General features: G+C 67.4%; 9 protein-coding genes. 1 reads left to right on the top strand and 8 read right to left on the bottom strand.

Annotated features, from left to right (window positions below; translation table 11 throughout):
* Positions 1-61: 61 nt before the first annotated feature.
* From B7D75_RS26080 to B7D75_RS26055, 6 genes are all read right to left on the bottom strand, one after another.
* On the bottom strand, positions 62-1,339 hold the full coding sequence (locus B7D75_RS26080) for a bifunctional O-acetylhomoserine aminocarboxypropyltransferase/cysteine synthase (protein WP_053814710.1): 1,278 nt from the start codon (positions 1,337-1,339) through the stop codon (positions 62-64).
* 136 nt (positions 1,340-1,475) lie between these two features.
* Positions 1,476-2,450, bottom strand: coding sequence for a sulfite exporter TauE/SafE family protein (locus B7D75_RS26075; protein WP_034081254.1), 975 nt, complete (start codon positions 2,448-2,450; stop codon positions 1,476-1,478).
* A 136-nt stretch (positions 2,451-2,586) separates the two neighbouring features.
* Complete coding sequence (gene selO, locus B7D75_RS26070) at positions 2,587-4,047, bottom strand: protein adenylyltransferase SelO (RefSeq protein ID WP_053814709.1); 1,461 nt, start codon at positions 4,045-4,047, stop codon at positions 2,587-2,589.
* Positions 4,048-4,113: 66 nt separating this feature from the next.
* On the bottom strand, positions 4,114-7,470 hold the full coding sequence (gene mscK, locus B7D75_RS26065) for a mechanosensitive channel MscK (RefSeq protein ID WP_107114568.1): 3,357 nt from the start codon (positions 7,468-7,470) through the stop codon (positions 4,114-4,116).
* A 91-nt stretch (positions 7,471-7,561) separates the two neighbouring features.
* The gene (locus B7D75_RS26060) at positions 7,562-9,304 is read right to left on the bottom strand and encodes a potassium/proton antiporter (protein WP_012077703.1); all 1,743 of its coding nucleotides are present in this window, start codon (positions 9,302-9,304) and stop codon (positions 7,562-7,564) included.
* Between the two features lie 291 nt (positions 9,305-9,595).
* Positions 9,596-11,398: an acyl-CoA dehydrogenase gene (locus B7D75_RS26055; RefSeq protein WP_034081258.1), complete on the bottom strand. Its 1,803-nt coding sequence runs from the start codon at positions 11,396-11,398 to the stop codon at positions 9,596-9,598.
* 279 nt (positions 11,399-11,677) lie between these two features.
* On the opposite strand from B7D75_RS26055, the gene B7D75_RS26050 reads away from it, so the two are divergent.
* Positions 11,678-12,514, top strand: coding sequence for a 23S rRNA (adenine(2030)-N(6))-methyltransferase RlmJ (locus B7D75_RS26050; protein ID WP_012077701.1), 837 nt, complete (start codon positions 11,678-11,680; stop codon positions 12,512-12,514).
* A gap of 3 nt (positions 12,515-12,517) precedes the next feature.
* On the opposite strand, the gene msrA is transcribed toward B7D75_RS26050, so the two are convergent.
* Together msrA and dipA are read right to left on the bottom strand one after the other, a co-directional pair.
* Positions 12,518-13,165: a peptide-methionine (S)-S-oxide reductase MsrA gene (msrA, locus tag B7D75_RS26045; protein ID WP_003156617.1), complete on the bottom strand. Its 648-nt coding sequence runs from the start codon at positions 13,163-13,165 to the stop codon at positions 12,518-12,520.
* An 89-nt stretch (positions 13,166-13,254) separates the two neighbouring features.
* Complete coding sequence (dipA, locus tag B7D75_RS26040) at positions 13,255-15,954, bottom strand: phosphodiesterase DipA (RefSeq protein ID WP_033999943.1); 2,700 nt, start codon at positions 15,952-15,954, stop codon at positions 13,255-13,257.
* Positions 15,955-15,991: the final 37 nt, after the last annotated feature.

Raw genomic sequence — 15,991 nt, 5'->3', positions numbered from 1 at the left:
GCCTAGCCGGACGGCCAGGGCGGGCAAGGACCTGAACGCTCGCCCGGACTGACCGATTCGCTCAGCGCGCGGCCGCGGCCAGGGCCTGGTCGAGGTCGGCGAGGATGTCGTCGATGTGCTCGATGCCGACCGACAGCCGCACCATGTCGTCGGAGACCCCGGCGCGCGCCAGTTCCTCGGCGTTCAGCTGGCGGTGGGTGGTGCTCGCCGGATGGCAGGCGAGGGACTTGGCGTCGCCGATGTTGACCAGCCGCAGCACCAGCTTCAGCGCGTCGATGAAGCGTGCGCCGGCGGCACTGCCGCCCTGGATGCCGAAGGACAGGATCGCCGCCGGGCGGCCTCCCAGGTAGCGCTGGGCCAGGGCGTGCTCGGGGTTGTCGGGGAGGCCGGCGTATTTCACCCAGGCCACCTGCGGATGCTGCTGCAGGTAGCGGGCCACGGCGAGGGCGTTGTCGCAGTGGCGTTCCATGCGCAGCGCCAGGGTTTCCAGGCCCTGCAGGATGAGGAAAGCGTTGAATGGCGAGAGCGCCGCACCCATGTTGCGCAGCGGTACCACCCGGCAGCGGCCGATGAAGGCGGCGGGGCCGAAGGCCTCGGTGTAGGTGACGCCGTGGTAGGACGGGTCGGGGCTGTTCAGCAATGGGAAGCGCGCCTTGTGCGCCGCCCAGTCGAACTTGCCGGAGTCGACCACCATGCCACCGATGCTGGTGCCGTGGCCGCCCATGTACTTGGTCAGCGAATGCACGACGACGTCGGCGCCGTGTTCGAACGGCCGGCAAAGTACCGGGGTGGCTACCGTGTTGTCGACGATCAGCGGTACGCCGTGGCGGTGCGCGGCGTCGGCCAGGGCCCGCAGGTCGATGATGTTGCCCGCCGGGTTGCCGATGGTCTCGCAGAACACCGCCTTGGTCCGCTCGTCGATCAGCGCCTCCAGGGCGGCGATGTCGTCGTGGGCGGCGAAGCGCGCCTGGATACCGATGCGCGGCAGGGTGTGGGCCAGCAGGTTGTAGGTGCCGCCGTAGAGCTTGGCCACCGAGACGATGTTGTCGCCGGCCTCGGCGACGGTCTGGATCGCGTAGGTGATGGCGGCCATCCCCGACGCCACCGCCAGTGCCCCGACCCCGCCTTCCAGCGCCGCGACGCGCTGTTCCAGTACGTCGTTGGTAGGGTTCATGATCCGTGTGTAGATGTTGCCCGGCACCTTCAGGTCGAACAGGTCGGCGCCGTGCTGGGTGTCGTCGAAGGCGTAGGAGGTGGTCTGGTAGATCGGCACCGCCACCGCGCGGGTGGTCGGGTCGGGGCTGTAGCCGGCGTGGACGGCCAGGGTCTCCAGTTTCATGCAGCGTTCCTTCGGGCAGATTGGAAGGATGCAGCATGGAAAAGCGCGCCGGGCGGGTCAATGCGCCCGGGCAAGGAAAAGCGCGCCTGGTCAGACCGTTGTGTTCGCCGCTTATGCCTGAGCGGCGGCGTCGGTTTCAGCGCAGGCCGATGTAGATGTTGTAGGCGCTGATCAGGCTGATCAGGGTGCCGACGATGACCAGCAGGGTGCGTGGTGACAGCCTCTTGCACAGCAGGGCGGCGAACGGCGCGGCGAACAGGCCGCCGAAGACCAGCCCGGCGACCATCTTCCAGGTGTCCGGCTGGCCGGCGAGGAGGATGAAGGAGGTGGCGCTGGCGATGGTCAGGAAGAACTCGGCGAAGTTCACCGAGCCGATGGTGGTGCGCGGGTCGCTGCCCGAGCCGATCAGGCTGCTGGTGACCACCGGGCCCCAGCCGCCACCGCCGGCGGCATCGACGAAGCCGCCGAATAGCGCCAGCTTGGCCACGTGGCGCGGTGCCCGGCGCTTGATCACCTGGCGATAGGCCTTGCTCAGGATGTACAGGCCCATCAGCAGCAGGTAGGCGGAGATGAAGGGCTTGAGCTGGTGGCCGTCGAAGCGGGTGATCAGCACGGCGCCGAGCACGGCGCCGATCATTCCCGGCAGCAGCAGGCGCAGGAAGAGTGACTTGTTGACGTTGCCGAGCTTGACGTGGGAAATCCCGGAAAAGCCGGTGGTGAACACTTCGGCGATGTGCACGCTGGCGCTGGCCGCGGCGGGCGTGGCTCCGGCGCTGAGCAGGAAGGTGGTGGCGGTGATGCCGTAGGCCATGCCCAGCGCGCCGTCGATCACCTGGGCGAAGAAGCCGACCGCCACTGCGCTCCAGAAGCTGCGGCTGGTGAGGGCGTTCTCGATGATCTCGAAGCCGCTGGTGCCACCGTTGTCGAAGAACAGGCGCCAGGCCAGGAAACCGAGCAGGCCGACCAGGATCAGTACCGCCGCCCACATGGCGGCGCGCAGCACCGGATGGTCGTCCGGGTGGGTGACGAAATCTTCGACGGGCGGCAGACCCAGAGCCTGGTGTTCGGTGTTGATCGAACTCTGGCTGAGATCGAGGTCGCGTATCTTCATGCGGCACGGCGCCTGACAGGGGTGGTAGAACAGGCTGGAATAAGACTGGCCGCGAAGATAATCGGCTTTTCTTAGTGCGTCTAAGAAGTTTTCCGCAGGTGTTTATTCCGTTTTTGCCTGTAGCGCCTGCCGCCCCTCAGGAAGAACAGCTTATCTCCAGATGCCGCCCCCAGTCCGGCGGACGGCGGGTGAAGCGCTCCATGCCCGGTTGTTCCTCGAAGGGGCGAGCCAGTACCCGGTGCAGCAGGCGGACTTCCGTGTAATCGCCCTGTTCCGCCGCTTCGATGGCCTGTTGCGCCAGATAGTTGCGCAGCACGTAGAGCGGATTCACCGCGTGCATGCGCTGGCGCCGCGCGGCCTGTTCGCCGCCTTCTGCCTCGACGCGGCGGCGATAGGCCTCGCCCCAGCGGTCGAAGGCTTCGCGGTCGACGAAGTCGTCGCGCAGGCGGGCCAGCGCCTGCTCCGGGGCATCTTCGCCGAGGCGACGGAAGAACAGCGAGTAATCCACGGCGCTGCCCTGCATGCGCTGCAACAGTTCCTGGACCAGGGTCTGGTCGTTCTCCACGGCGACGCCCAGGCCCAGGCGCCGGCGCATCAGGTCGAGATAGTGGGCCTGGTAGAGGGGCAGGAACAGTTCGAGGCTGGCGCGCAGTTCGTCCACTTCCACCAGTGGCGTCAGCGCCTGGGCCAGGGCGGCCAGGTTCCAATGGGCGATCGGCACCTGGTTGCTGAAGGAGTAGCGGCCGCTATCGTCGGAGTGGTTGCAGATGTGGTTGGCGTCGAAGTCGTCGAGGAAGGCGTAGGGCCCGTAGTCGAAGGTAATGCCGAGGATCGACATGTTGTCGGTGTTCATCACCCCGTGGCAGAAGCCGTAGGCCTGCCAGCGGGCGATGAGTTCGGCGTTGCGCTCGACGACCTGGCGGAACATCGCCGCGTACGGCCGCTCGGCTGCGCCGCAGTCGGCGAAGTGGTGTTCCAGGACGAACGCCGCCAGCTGTTTCAACTGGTCGTGCTGGCGGGTGTAGTAGAAGTACTCGAAGTGGCCGAAGCGCACGTGGCTGGGCGCCAGGCGCAGGAGCATCGCTGCGCTTTCCTTTTTCTCGCGCCAGACCGGCGTGCTCGAACCGATCACGCAGGCCGCCCGGCTGCTGGGAATGCCCAGCGCCGGCAGGGCCTCGGAAGCGAGGAACTCGCGGATCGACGAGCGCAGCACGGCGCGTCCGTCGCCCATCCGCGAATAGGGCGTCTGGCCGGCACCCTTGAGGTGCAGGTCCCAGTGTTCGCCGGCCTGGTTGAGCACTTCGCCGAGCAGCAGGCCACGGCCGTCGCCCAGACGCGGGTTGTAGGAGCCGAACTGGTGGCCGGAATACACCATCGCCCGCGGTTCGGCTGCCGACCACAGCTTGTGCCCGCCGAACAGTTCGGCGAACACCGGCTCGTCGCTGGCCTCCGCGGGCAGGTCGAGCAGCGCCAGGGCGGCCGGGCTGGCCACCACCAGGCGCGGCTCGGCGATGGGGTCGGGCAGGACTTCGGTGGAGAAGGCGTCGCCCAGGCGGGCGAAACGGTTGTCGAAGTCGAGGTCGTCGAGTGATTTCAAGAGAGGCCTCCGGCAATTCCCGAGCATTGTGCTGGGATTTGCCGGAGGGCGTCCAGGCCCGCCGGCTCAGCGGGTCGGTTCGGCGGGGCCGTCCTGGCCCTTGAGCGCGGGCGGATTGCCGGCGCCGCTGTGCTGCGGCTCGCCGACGAACAACTGGACCTGCTGGCCCTGGAGGTTCTTGACGAACACGTCGACCTGGTTGAAGGCCATGTCGATCCTGTTTTCGCGGAAGCTGGTGGCGATCTTCGTCAGGATCTCATCGGTGGACGGGTTGCGGTCGGCCAGCTCGCGCACGTGGAAGCGCAGCTCGTAGTCGAAGGTACTGGCGCTGATGGTCAGGAAGTACAGCAACGGTTCCGGATCGCGCAGCACCCGTGGGTTTTCCTTGACCGCCTGCATCATCAGCTTGCGCGCCAGCGGCAGATCGGTCTCGTAGGCCAGGCCGATCTTGATGGTGACCCGGGTCACGGTGTCGCTCAGCGACCAGTTCACCAGTTGCCCGGTGATGAAGGTCTGGTTCGGGACGATGATTTCCTTGCGGTCGAAGTCGGTGATGGTGGTGGCGCGGATGCGGATCCGGCTGACCGTGCCGGACAGGTTGCCGATGGTCACCACGTCGCCGATCCGCACCGGGCGCTCGAAGAGGATGATCAGGCCGGAAACGAAGTTGGAGAAGATCGCCTGCAGGCCGAAGCCGAGGCCCACCGAGAGCGCCGCCACCAGCCATTGCAGCTTGTCCCAGCTGACCCCCAGGGTGGACAGGGCGCTGACGATGCCGATGCCGCTGATGGCATAGGAAAGCAGCGTGGTAGTGGCGTAGGCGCTGCCCTGGGCCAGGGTCAGGCGCTGCAGCACCAGCACCTCGAGCAGGCCGGGCAGGTTGCGCGCCAGGGCTACCGTGACCACCGCGATGGCCAGCGCGGCGAGGAAGTCGCGCAGGCTGATCGGCACGCTGGTGGCCGCTTCGCCGGTGCCGGCGGTGTACTGGTAGAGGGTGACGTTGTCGAGGTAGGAGATCACGCTGATCAGGTCGGCCCAGACCCAGTACAGGCAGACGATGAAGCCGATCAGCAGGGCCAGGCGGATCAGCCGCAGCGATTGCTGGTTGATCTGCTCGATGCCGAGGGTCGGCTCCTCGACGTTGGTTTCGCCGTCGGCGCCTTCCTTCGCCGCGTGCTGCCGCTTCGCCAGCGCCCGCGCATAGGCCAGGCGCCGGGCCGCCACGCTCAGGCCGCGGACGAAGGCGGCCTCGATGACGAACCAGAGCATCAGCAGGTAGAGGGTGTCGATGAGACGGTCGGTGAGCTTCAGCGAGGTGTAGTAGTAGCCGAAGCAGACCGCGACGAAGAGCGCCAGGGGCAACGCGGTGAAGAGCATGCCGACCAGCATCTTGATCAGCGACGGGCGTTCCTCGCCCGGGCTGCTGAACAGCAGGCGGCTGAGCAGCCAGGCCATGGCCGCGTAGCCGAGCAGAACCACGGCGATGCCGATGACGTCGTCGGCCAGGCTCGCCGGCTGGTGCTCGGCCACCGTCACCACGCCGACCAGCGCCAGCACCACCACGCCGAGGCGGACCAGTTGCCTGTCGAGGAAACCGACCTGTTCGCGGCTCCAGTGGAAATGCCGCTCGGCGATGCCGCCCGGGGTGAGGATGCGGTGCGCGGTATAGAACAACAGCCAGACCTGGGCCATTTCCAGCAGGGCGCTGCCGAGGGTGGCGTTCTGCCCGCGGGCGTCGAGCAGCAGGGCCAGGCCGGCGACGGCGAAGGTCAGGGTGCCGGGCAGCGCCAGGAGGATGGTGATCAGGATCGCCAGTGGTGTGTGCAACTGGCTGTCGCGCTTGAAGTGACCGATGTCGTCGTTCAGCTCCGCCAGCTTGTCGTACAGGTAGCGGCGCTTCCACAGCAGCGCGGCGATCAGCAGGACCAGCGGCAGGAACAGCAGCGGGCGGTCGACCAGGCCCTCGCCCAGCTCGCGCACGCCGGAGCCCCAGGGAATCTCGGTGAGCTGCGCCTTCAGCAGGCTCGGAGTCATCTTGAACCAGGAGAGGTCCAGCGGCTGGTTGCTGGGGATCCAGAACATCTGCTCGTCGAGGGTGGTGCGCAGGCTCTCGCTGGTGGACAGCAGCTGCTTCTGGTTCAGTTGCAGGGTGATGGCTTCGTTGAGCAGCGCGTTGAGTTCGTGGTTGAGGCGTTCGAGCAGCTCGGAGCGGGTCGCCAGCAGGGTATCGAGATCCTGGCGCAGCTCCGGCGTCACCTGCTCGCTGGGTTGCCGGGCGAGCAGGTCGTCGAGGTACTGCTGCGGGTTGGCCAGCTTGTCGCGCTCCTGGTTCAGCTCGAACTGGCCGAGGCGCAGATCGGCGATCTCGTCGGCCAGGCTCTGGTCGGCCTTGATCTTCGGCAGCGCCTGCTTCTGCTTGTAGAGGATGCGCGACAGCAGCAGGCTGCCGCGCAGCACGTTGATCTGTTCCTCGAGGGCCTGGTTGGACTGGGTCAGGTTGTCCAGTTGCTGCCTGGTCTCGAGGTTGCGCCGGGTGAGCACGTTGAGGCGGTCGGTGGCGCGCAGCAGGTAGTCGGAGAGACGCAGGTTCTTGGCGTTCTCCCGGCTCAGCAGGCTGTCGGTGCCGGCGCCCTGGGCGCCTTCCTTGGACAGCTCGGCGACGGTCTTTTCCGACTGCTCGCGGCGCTTCTCGCTGATCAGCGCCTGCAGGTCGAGGGTTTCCTTTTCCAGGCGGGAGATTTTTTCGGTGAGCAGGTCGTGCTGGCTCTTGCCGAGATCCTGCAGCAGGTTGTTGCCGGCCAGCTCCTGGCGCAGCAGCTGGCTCTGCACGCCCAGCGCGGCCTGCTCGGCGAGCAGCTCGCCACGGCGGTCGGCGTTGATCGCCTTGCCGCTTTCCTTGCCGGCCTTGAGCAGCGAGCCGATCTCCAGGATCCGCGCCTGCATGCTGCTGATCCCGGCCTGGGCCCGCTCCGGGCGGGTCTCGGCGGTGATCGACAGGCTGTTCGCCTCGCCCAGCGCCTTCTGCCATTCGGCTTGCTGGGTGGTGCGCTCGTTGAGCAGCATTTCCAGGCGGGTCGCGCTCTCGCCACTGTAGCGCTCGCTCACCGGACGCTCGCGGGTTTTCTTCAGGCGCTCCAGTTCGCGCTGGTTGTCCTCGATCTGGCGCGGCGCGTCGCTCAGGCGCTTCTTCAGGTCCTCCAGGCTCTGGAGCGCTTCGTCGCGCGCGGCGAGGAACTTGAGGGTCTGTTCGAGGCTGGCCTTGGCGACCTTCTGGTCGGCTTCGGCGAGCTTGCGCTCGGCCAGCTTGTCGAGGCTCTGCTGGACCTCCTCGGCCGAGGGCGGCTCGCCCTGGGCGAAGGCGGGCAGGCCGGCGAGGCAGAGGCTCAGGAAAACGGTGGCGATCAGGAGGCGGAGGGCAGGCATGGTCGAGAACGGACTCGAAGAAGGGTGAGTGCAGGTTAGTGGCGGCCCCGGGGCGCCGCAAGACGCCCCGAAGCGGGTATTCGACAGGAGATCAGAGGAAAAGTCCCGGGCCCGCGCGACCTTCCGGGAATTTCACACCGACCTTGCGGATGCGGTTGCCTTCCAGGGCGGCGACGGTCCAGGTCAGGCCGTTCCATTCCACCTGGTCGCCGATCACCGCCTCGCCGCCGATCTCGTGGGCGATGAAGCGGCCCAGCGGCTGTTCGCCGTCGACGCCGTCGAGCTTCAGGCCATAGAGGGATGCGACCGCCGACAGCTGGGCGTCGCCTTCCAGCACGAAGTCGCCGAAGAAACGCGCGCCGAGGCCGCGATCGGGGGCCTGGCTGAACAGCTTGCCGAGGGCCGGCAGGTCATGCTCGTGGCCGATCACGCAGAGAATGTCGTCGGCCTCGAGGATGGTGCTGCCCGACGGGTGGAGCAGCTGGGTGCCGCGGAACAGCGCGGCGATCCGGGTGCCCTCGGGCATCTTCAGCTCGCGCAGGGCGGCGCCGATGCACCACTTTTCCTTGTTCAGGTGATAGACGAACAGTTCCCACTCGCTGGTCGGGTGGATCTCCAGGCCGGCCCGGGAAATCGGCGCCGGGTCCGGCGGCACCACCACCCGCAGCAGCTTCGCCGCCCAGGGCAGGCTGGTGCCCTGTACCAGCAGCGAGACCAGGACGATGAAGAAGGCCACGTTGAAGAACAGCTGGGCGTTCGGCAGGCCGGCCATCAGCGGGAACACCGCGAGGATGATCGGCACCGCGCCGCGCAGGCCGACCCAGGCGATGAAGGCTTTCTCGCGGTCGTGGAAGGCGCGGAACGGGATCAGCCCGATCAGCACCGACAGCGGCCGCGCCACCAGGATCATCCATAGCGCCAGGGCCAGCGCCGGCAGGGCGATCGGCCACAAGTCGTGGGGCGTGACCAGCAGGCCGAGGACCAGGAACATGCCGATCTGCGCCAGCCAGGCCATGCCGTCGAGCATGTGCAGGATGCCATGGCGACTGCGGATCGGCCGGTTGCCCAGCAGCAGGCCGCACAGGTAGATGGCCAGGATGCCGCTGCCGCCGACGGCGTTGGCCAGGGCGAATACCAGCAGGCCGCCGCTGATCACCAGCAGCGGGTAGAGCCCGCCGGCCAGGTGCATGCGGTTGATCAGTTGCAGCAGCAGCCAGCCGCCGCCTAGACCGAGCAGCGCGCCGAGGCCGAACTGCTGCAGCAGGTGCAGGACGAAGCCCCAGCTGAGGCCGGTCTGGCCGCTGGCGAGCATTTCGATCAGGGTCACGGTGAGGAAGACCGCCATCGGGTCGTTGCTCCCCGACTCGATCTCCAGGGTTGCCGTGACCCGTTCGTTGAGGCCCTTGCCGCCGAGCAGGGAGAACACCGCCGCGGCGTCGGTGGAGCCGACGATGGCGCCGATCAGCAGGCCTTCCATCCAGTGCAGGTCGAACAGCCAGGCGGCGGCGATGCCGGTCAGGCCGGTGGTGACCAGCACGCCCAGGGTCGCCAGCGACAGCGCCGGCCACAGCGCCACGCGGAAGCTGGAGACGCGGGTGCGCAGGCCGCCGTCGAGGAGGATCACGGCGAGCGCCAGGTTGCCCACCAGGTAGGCCATCGGATAGTTGTCGAAGACGATGCCGCCGACCCCGTCGTTGCCGGCGATCATGCCGACGGCGAGGAAGATCACCAGGATCGGGATGCCCAGGCGGGAGGACAGCGAGCTGACCAGGATGCTCATGCCGACCAGCACCGCCCCGATCAGGAAGAAATTGTTGACGGTGACGGCGTCCAAGGTCGGCCTCCTCGCGGCGAGACAGGGGGAAGGCGACGCTACGGGTCGGTTTTACGTAGGGGAATTACGTAGACAGGATGCAGGCCGCATGCCAAGTGATTCTAACCTGCGAATTTGGCGGGCTGCAAAGAGGTGCCGGCGGTTTTTTCAAAGGAATTCCGCGGCTTCGGCGTTGTCGTGGCGGTTCGCTCGTGTTTCGCCGCCGGACCCTTCCCAAATGGCGGGCGCTGGACAGCGCGGCGCGCATAAAAAAGCCCCGGACGTGACCGGGGCGGGAAAGGGCAGGCAGGCTCAGAACCAGTCTTCCTGCATGCTCGAACAGACATCGTCGCGGGCTTCCAGCAGCGCCAGTTCGTGGTGGCAGCCGGGCACTTCCCAGGTCAGGAAGTAGCGCGCGGCCTGCAATTTGCCGCGATAGAAACCGGTGTCGGCGGAGTCGCCGCGGGCCAGCCCTTCCTCGGCGCGGATCGCCTGCTCCAGCCAGCGCCAGCCGATCACCGCATGGCCGAACACCTTCAGGTACAGCGCCGAGTTGGCCAGGCCCTGGTTGACCTGGCCCTGCATCAGGTCGCCGAGCAGCGCCAGGGTCACCTCGGACAGCCGCGCCACCAGCCGTTCCAGCGGCTGGCGCAGGGCGGCCAGGGACGGATGGGCTTCGGCGCGCCGGCAGGCGTCCTGGATCAGGCGCGTCAGCTGGCGCAGGCCGGCGCCGTTGTTCTGCCCGACCTTCCGCCCCAGCAGGTCGAGCGACTGGATGCCGTGGGTGCCTTCGTGGATCGGGTTCAGGCGGTTGTCGCGGTAGTACTGTTCCACCGGGTATTCGCGGGTATAGCCGTGGCCGCCGAGGATCTGGATCGCCAGCTCGTTGGCCTTCAGGCAGAACTCCGAGGGCCAGGACTTGACGATCGGCGTCAGCAGGTCGAGCAGTTCGTGGGCCTGGCGGCGCTGTTCGTCGTCCTCCAGGGTCTGGCTGTCGTCGAACAGGCGCGCGGCGTACAGGCCCAGGTCGAAGGCGCCTTCGACGTAGGCCTTCTGGGCCAGCAACATGCGTCGCACGTCGGCATGGCGGATGATCGGGACCTGTGGCGCGGATGGATCCTTGCCGTCCGGCAGGCGACCCTGCGGGCGTTCGCGGGCGTATTCGAGAGAGTAGAGGTAGCCGGCGTAGCCGAGCATCACCGCGCCCATGCCGACGCCGATGCGCGCCTCGTTCATCATCTGGAACATGTAGGCCAGGCCCTGGTGCGGCTTGCCCACCAGGTAGCCGACGCAGGCGCCGTTGTCGCCGAAGTTCAGCGCGGTGGAGGTGGTGCCGCGATAGCCCATCTTGTGGAACAGGCCGGCGAGGATCACATCGTTGCGCGGTCCGAGGCTGCCGTCGGCGTTGACCAGGAACTTCGGCACGATGAACAGCGAGATGCCTTTCACCCCGGGCGGAGCGTCCGGCAGCTTGGCCAGGACCATGTGTACGATGTTCTCGGACAGCGGGTGGTCGCCGCCGGAGATGAAGATCTTGTTGCCCCTGATCCGATAGCTGCCGTCGGCGGCCGGTTCGGCGCGGGTGCGGATGTCGGAGAGGGAGGAGCCGGCGTGCGGTTCGGTGAGGGCCATGGTGCCGAAGAAGCGGCCCTCGATCATCGGTTGCAGGAAGCGCTGCTTCTGCTCCTCGCTGCCGAAGCTCTCGATCAGGTTGGCGGCGCCCATGGTCAGGAACGGATAGGCCGAGCTACCGACGTTGGCCGCCTGGAAGTGGGCGAAGCAGGCCTGCGACAGCAGGGTCGGCAACTGCATGCCGCCTTGCTCGAAGCTGCGGGTGGCGTTGAGGAAGCCGGCGTCGAGGAAGGCATCCACCGCCGGCTTCACTTCCGGAATCAGCGTGGCTGAGCCATTCTCATAGAGCGGCTCGTGTTCGTCGCCCTTGCGGTTGTGCGGGGCGAACAGCCTTTCCGCCAGGCTGCGCGCGGTGCCGAGCGCGGCGTCGAAGGTTTCGCGGTTATGTTCGGCGAAGCGCGGGCGCTGGGTCAGGGCTTCGGCATCGAGGACTTCATACAGCTCGAACGCCAGGTTGCGGGAACTGAGCAGGGTTTCGGACATGGCGACCTCGGCGAAGGGAATCGTGGGCGGCTGCGCGGAGCATCGGCGCCGCGCGGCGCGAATATGCCGGGGCAGTCTAGGCTGGTGAATGAAGGTCGCCAACCAACATCGATATGCGTGATACAGGCGCCAAACCTGCGACGGCGCGGCCGCTGCCGAAGCCTTGGCGAGGCTGGTAGAATCCGCGCCCCGCCTGCCGGCGGGGGCCTGCGCCGACGCGTTGTCGGCGCGTATCCGCCGGAGATCGCCGGCAACGGCGGCGCCCAAGGAGCAGTCATCATGAACTACCGTCACGCCTACCACGCCGGCAACCATGCCGATGTCTTCAAGCACCTGGTGCTGGCGCGGATCTTCGCCCTGCTCGGGCGCAAGGACACGCCGTACGCCTACCTGGACAGCCACTCCGGGGTCGGCCTCTACGACCTGCAGGGTGACGAGGCCAGCCGCACCGGCGAGTGGCAGCAGGGCATCGCCCGCCTGTGGGAGCGCGAAGGGCTGCCCGAGCAGCTGGATGATTACCTGGACGTGGTCCGCCATCTGAATCCGGACGGTTCCCTGCGCTACTACCCGGGCTCGCCGGAACTGGCGCGGCGCCTGACCCGCGCCCAGGACCGCGTGCTGCTCAACGAACTGCATCCCGAGGACGGCCGCCTGCTCAAGGCCAACATGGCCGGTGAGCGGCGGGTCGCCGTGCACCAGGGCGACGGCTGGCTGCTGCCGCGGGCGTTCCTGCCGGCGCCGGAGAAGCGCGCGGTGCTGCTGATCGACCCGCCCTTCGAACAGGCCGACGAACTGCAGCGTTGTGTCGCCGCGCTCGACGAGGCGATCGGACGGATGCGCCAGACGGTGGTGGTGATCTGGTATCCGATCAAGGACGAGCGCCAGCTCAAGCGTTTCTACCAGGCCCTGGAACGCAGCGCAGCGCCGAAGCTGCTGCGTGCCGAGCTGCACGTGCATCCGATCGACGCCGCCGAGCGCTTCAATGGCTCCGGGCTGGCCATCGTCAATCCGCCGTGGCCGCTGGAGGACGAACTGCGCGACCTGCTGCCCTGGCTGGCCGAGGCCATGGCGCAGAGCCAGGGTGGCTGGCGTCTCGACTGGCTGGTGGCCGAATAGCCGTCAGGCCGGCAGGCACACCCCGGTGCCGCCCAGGCCGCAGTAGCCGTTGGGGTTCTTCGCCAGGTACTGCTGGTGGTAGGCCTCGGCGTAATAGAACGGCGGCACGTCGGCGATCTCGGTGGTGATGCGGTCGTAGCCGGCCTTCGCCAGTTCGGCCTGGAAGCTTTCCCGGCTGGCCATGGCCGCGGCCTTCTGGGCGGCGTCGAAGGTGTAGATCACCGAGCGGTACTGGGTGCCGATGTCGCCGCCCTGGCGCATGCCCTGGGTCGGGTCGTGGGCTTCCCAGAACACCTTCAGCAGTTGTTCGAAGCTGGTCTCCTGCGGGTTGTAGACCACCAGCACGACCTCGCTGTGGCCGGTCAGGCCGGAGCAGACCTCGTCGTAGGTCGGGTTCGGCGTGTAGCCGCCGGCATAGCCCACCGCGGTCACCCAGACCCCCGGCTGCTGCCACAGGCGGCGCTCGGCGCCCCAGAAGCAGCCCATGCCGAACAGCACCTGCTGCATCCCGGCGGGGAACGGCGCGGTCAGCGGGCGGCCGTTGACGAAGTGCGCCTCGGGCAGCGGCATGGCGCTTTCACGGCCCGGCAGGGCCTGCTCCGGGGTGGGCAGTTCGCTTTTCTTGGTGAGGATTTCAGAACGCAGAACCATGGCTCTCGTCTCCTGCTCGGGGTAGGCGAATGACTCGCGGATGAGGAGAGAGTACAGCCTTTCCGCGACAGCGGGGGAGGCCTCGGCGATCAGTGCAGGGTGCGGCAGGGATAGCGCAGCAGGCTGGTGTTGAGCAGGTCGCTGGGGATCGGCCGGTCGAACAGGTAGCCCTGGCCGATGTCGCAGCGGTTGCGCCGGAGGAAGGCCAGTTGCTCGGCGCTCTCGACCCCCTCGGCGACCACCTTGAGCTTGAGGTTGTGAGCCATGGCGATCACCGCCGAGGTGATTTCCATGTCGTCCTGGCTGTCCGGGATGTCCTTGATGAAGCTGCGGTCGATCTTGATCACGTCGATGGGGAATTTCTTCAGGTAGCTCAGCGACGAGTAGCCGGTGCCGAAGTCGTCCATCGCCAGGGTCAGGCCCAGGCTCTTCAGGCGCTCGAGTTGCTGGCGGGTATCGTCGGTGGCGTCCAGCAGCAGGCTTTCGGTGAGCTCCAGCTCCAGTTGGCTGGCCGGGATGTTCTCTTCGTGGAGGATCGCCGCGATCGAGCCGACCAGGTCCGGGTCGGTGAACTGCTTGGGCGACAGGTTGATGGCGATCTGCAGCTCGCCCAGCCCGGCCTCGGCCAGTTCGCGGGCCTGGCGACAGGCTTCGCGGATCACCCACTTGCCGATCGGCACGATCAGCCCGGTTTCCTCGGCCACGCTGATGAAGCGGTCCGGGCGGATCATGCCTTTTTCCGGATGCTGCCAGCGCAGCAGGGCTTCCAGGCCGAGCAACTGGCCGCTGCGCAGGCACAGCTTGGGCTGGTAGTGCACCGCCAGTTCGTTCTGCGCCAGGGCGCGGCGCAGGTTGCTCTCGACGAACAGCTTGTAGCTGGCCTCGGCAGTCAGCGCCTCGGTGAACACCTGGACCTGGTGCTTGCCGTTGGCCTTGGCCTTGTGCAGCGCGAGGCCGGCGTACTTCATCAGGGTCTGCGGGTCGCAGCCGTGCTGCGGGGCGCTGGCCAGGCCGATGGAGCCGGTGATGTTGATCAGCTGGTTGTCGACGAACAGCGGCTTGTCGAGCATGTGCAGGACCTGCGCGGCGATGCTTTCGCCCTTTTCCACCGCGGTATCGTCGAGCAGCACGGCGAATTCGTTGCTGGCGAAGCGCGCCAGGGTGGCGCCGTCGCCGAGGCAGCTGCGCAGGCGTCGGGCCAGGCTGACCAGCAGCTTGTCGCCGGTCTGGTGGCCGAGGCTGTCGTTGATCCGCTTGAAGTTGTCGATGTCCACCAGCAGCAGGCTGAGCGGACGGTCGCCGCTGCTTTCCAGGCGCTCCTCGAGGGCGCCGATGAAGTAGTGCCGGTTGGCCAGGCCGGTGAGGTTGTCGCGGTAGGCGAGTTTCTCGATGTGCTGCTGGGCCAGCTTGTTCTGCGTGATGTCTTCGTAGATGCCGATGTAGTGGGTCAGCTCGCCGAGGTCGTCGTAGACCTTCGACAGCGACAGCTGGCCCCAGTACGGCTCGTGGTTCTTGCGTCGGCTGCGGAACTCGCCCTGCCAGCTGTTCTGCTGGGTCAGCGCCGAGCGCGCGTCGAACAGCAGTTCGCTGAGGTTCTCCAGCGCCGGCAGCTCGGACAGGCGGCGATTGCGTACTTCGTCGGCGCTGTACTGGGTGATCGAGGTGAAGCTGGGGTTGACGTATTCCACCACGCCGTCGCGGTCGATCAGCAGGAAGGCGCTGGCGCTCTGTTCCACCGCGCGCTGGAACAGGTGCAGGGCGCTGGAGACATTGCGCCGCTCGTGGTTCATCAGGACCTGCGCGTACTGGTCGGCGAGCTCGCCGGCGAAAGCGATCTCGTCGCTCTGCCACATGCGGTTTTCGCCGGCATGTTCCAGGCAGAGTACGCCGACCACTTCGCCGCCGATGCGGATGGTGGCGTCGAGCAGGGCGTTGATCCCCAGCGGCTTCAGGTAGTCCTTGTAGAGTTCCTGGGTGCGCGGATCGCGCTGCGCGTTATGGGCGTCGATGGCGCGTCCGCCGTTGACCGCCTCGAGGTAGGCGGGATAGCGGCTGGCGTCGATGCCCTGGGGCTTCTCGTACTGGTCGAGGTCGCGGCGGTAGACGGTCACCGCTTCCAGGCGCTGGTCGTCGTGCAACCGCCAGATGCCGGCCCGCGCCGTACCGTAGGCTTCGCAGGCGGCCTGGGTGATCAGTTGCGCGGCTTCCAGCAGCGGGTCGCTGGACAGGTAGCGGTGGCGGGCCAGGCGGACGATCAGGTTCTGCTGGGTGCGCGAGCGCAACAGGTGCTGCAGGTGGTCGTCCTGGGAACGCTGATAGAGATCCAGGGAGGCCTTCAGGCGCAGGTTCTGCGACTCCAGGTCGAGCAGGTCGTCGCTGTGCTCGGCGAGCGCCGGTCGTTCGTCGACCATCAGGTAACCGTGCAGCAACTGGCGGCCGTGCTGCTTGAACGGTTCGCCGAATTCCAGCACGTGCAGCACGCCGTTGGGCGTGTGCAGCTTGTAGCCCACCTGGTAGTAGGGGCGTTGCACCAGTTGCTGCTGGATCCGCTCGTGCAGGTGGTGGCGGGCCTGGGGCTCCATCAGGCTGGCGTAGGGCGCATCGAGCAGGGCGCAGAGCGTGGTCGCCGGCAGGCCGAGCTGGCGCTCGCAGGCGGGATCGAGGAACAGCAGGGCCCAGCTCGGCTCGTTCAGCCGCTCGAAACGCAGCAGCCCGAGCCGCGATGGCACGGGGAGCTGCGTGACAACCTCGGCCGCCGAACGGCTGGCGGCATCGGGATGACTTTTCATGCGAGGCTGATTCCAGGTACTGAGCGAGGGGGAGGCC

The organism is Pseudomonas paraeruginosa, assembly GCF_003025345.2.
In the GTDB taxonomy this organism is placed as follows: domain Bacteria; phylum Pseudomonadota; class Gammaproteobacteria; order Pseudomonadales; family Pseudomonadaceae; genus Pseudomonas; species Pseudomonas paraeruginosa.
Note: the sequence above shows the minus strand (reverse complement) of the source record. Positions and strands in the feature narration are given on the sequence as shown.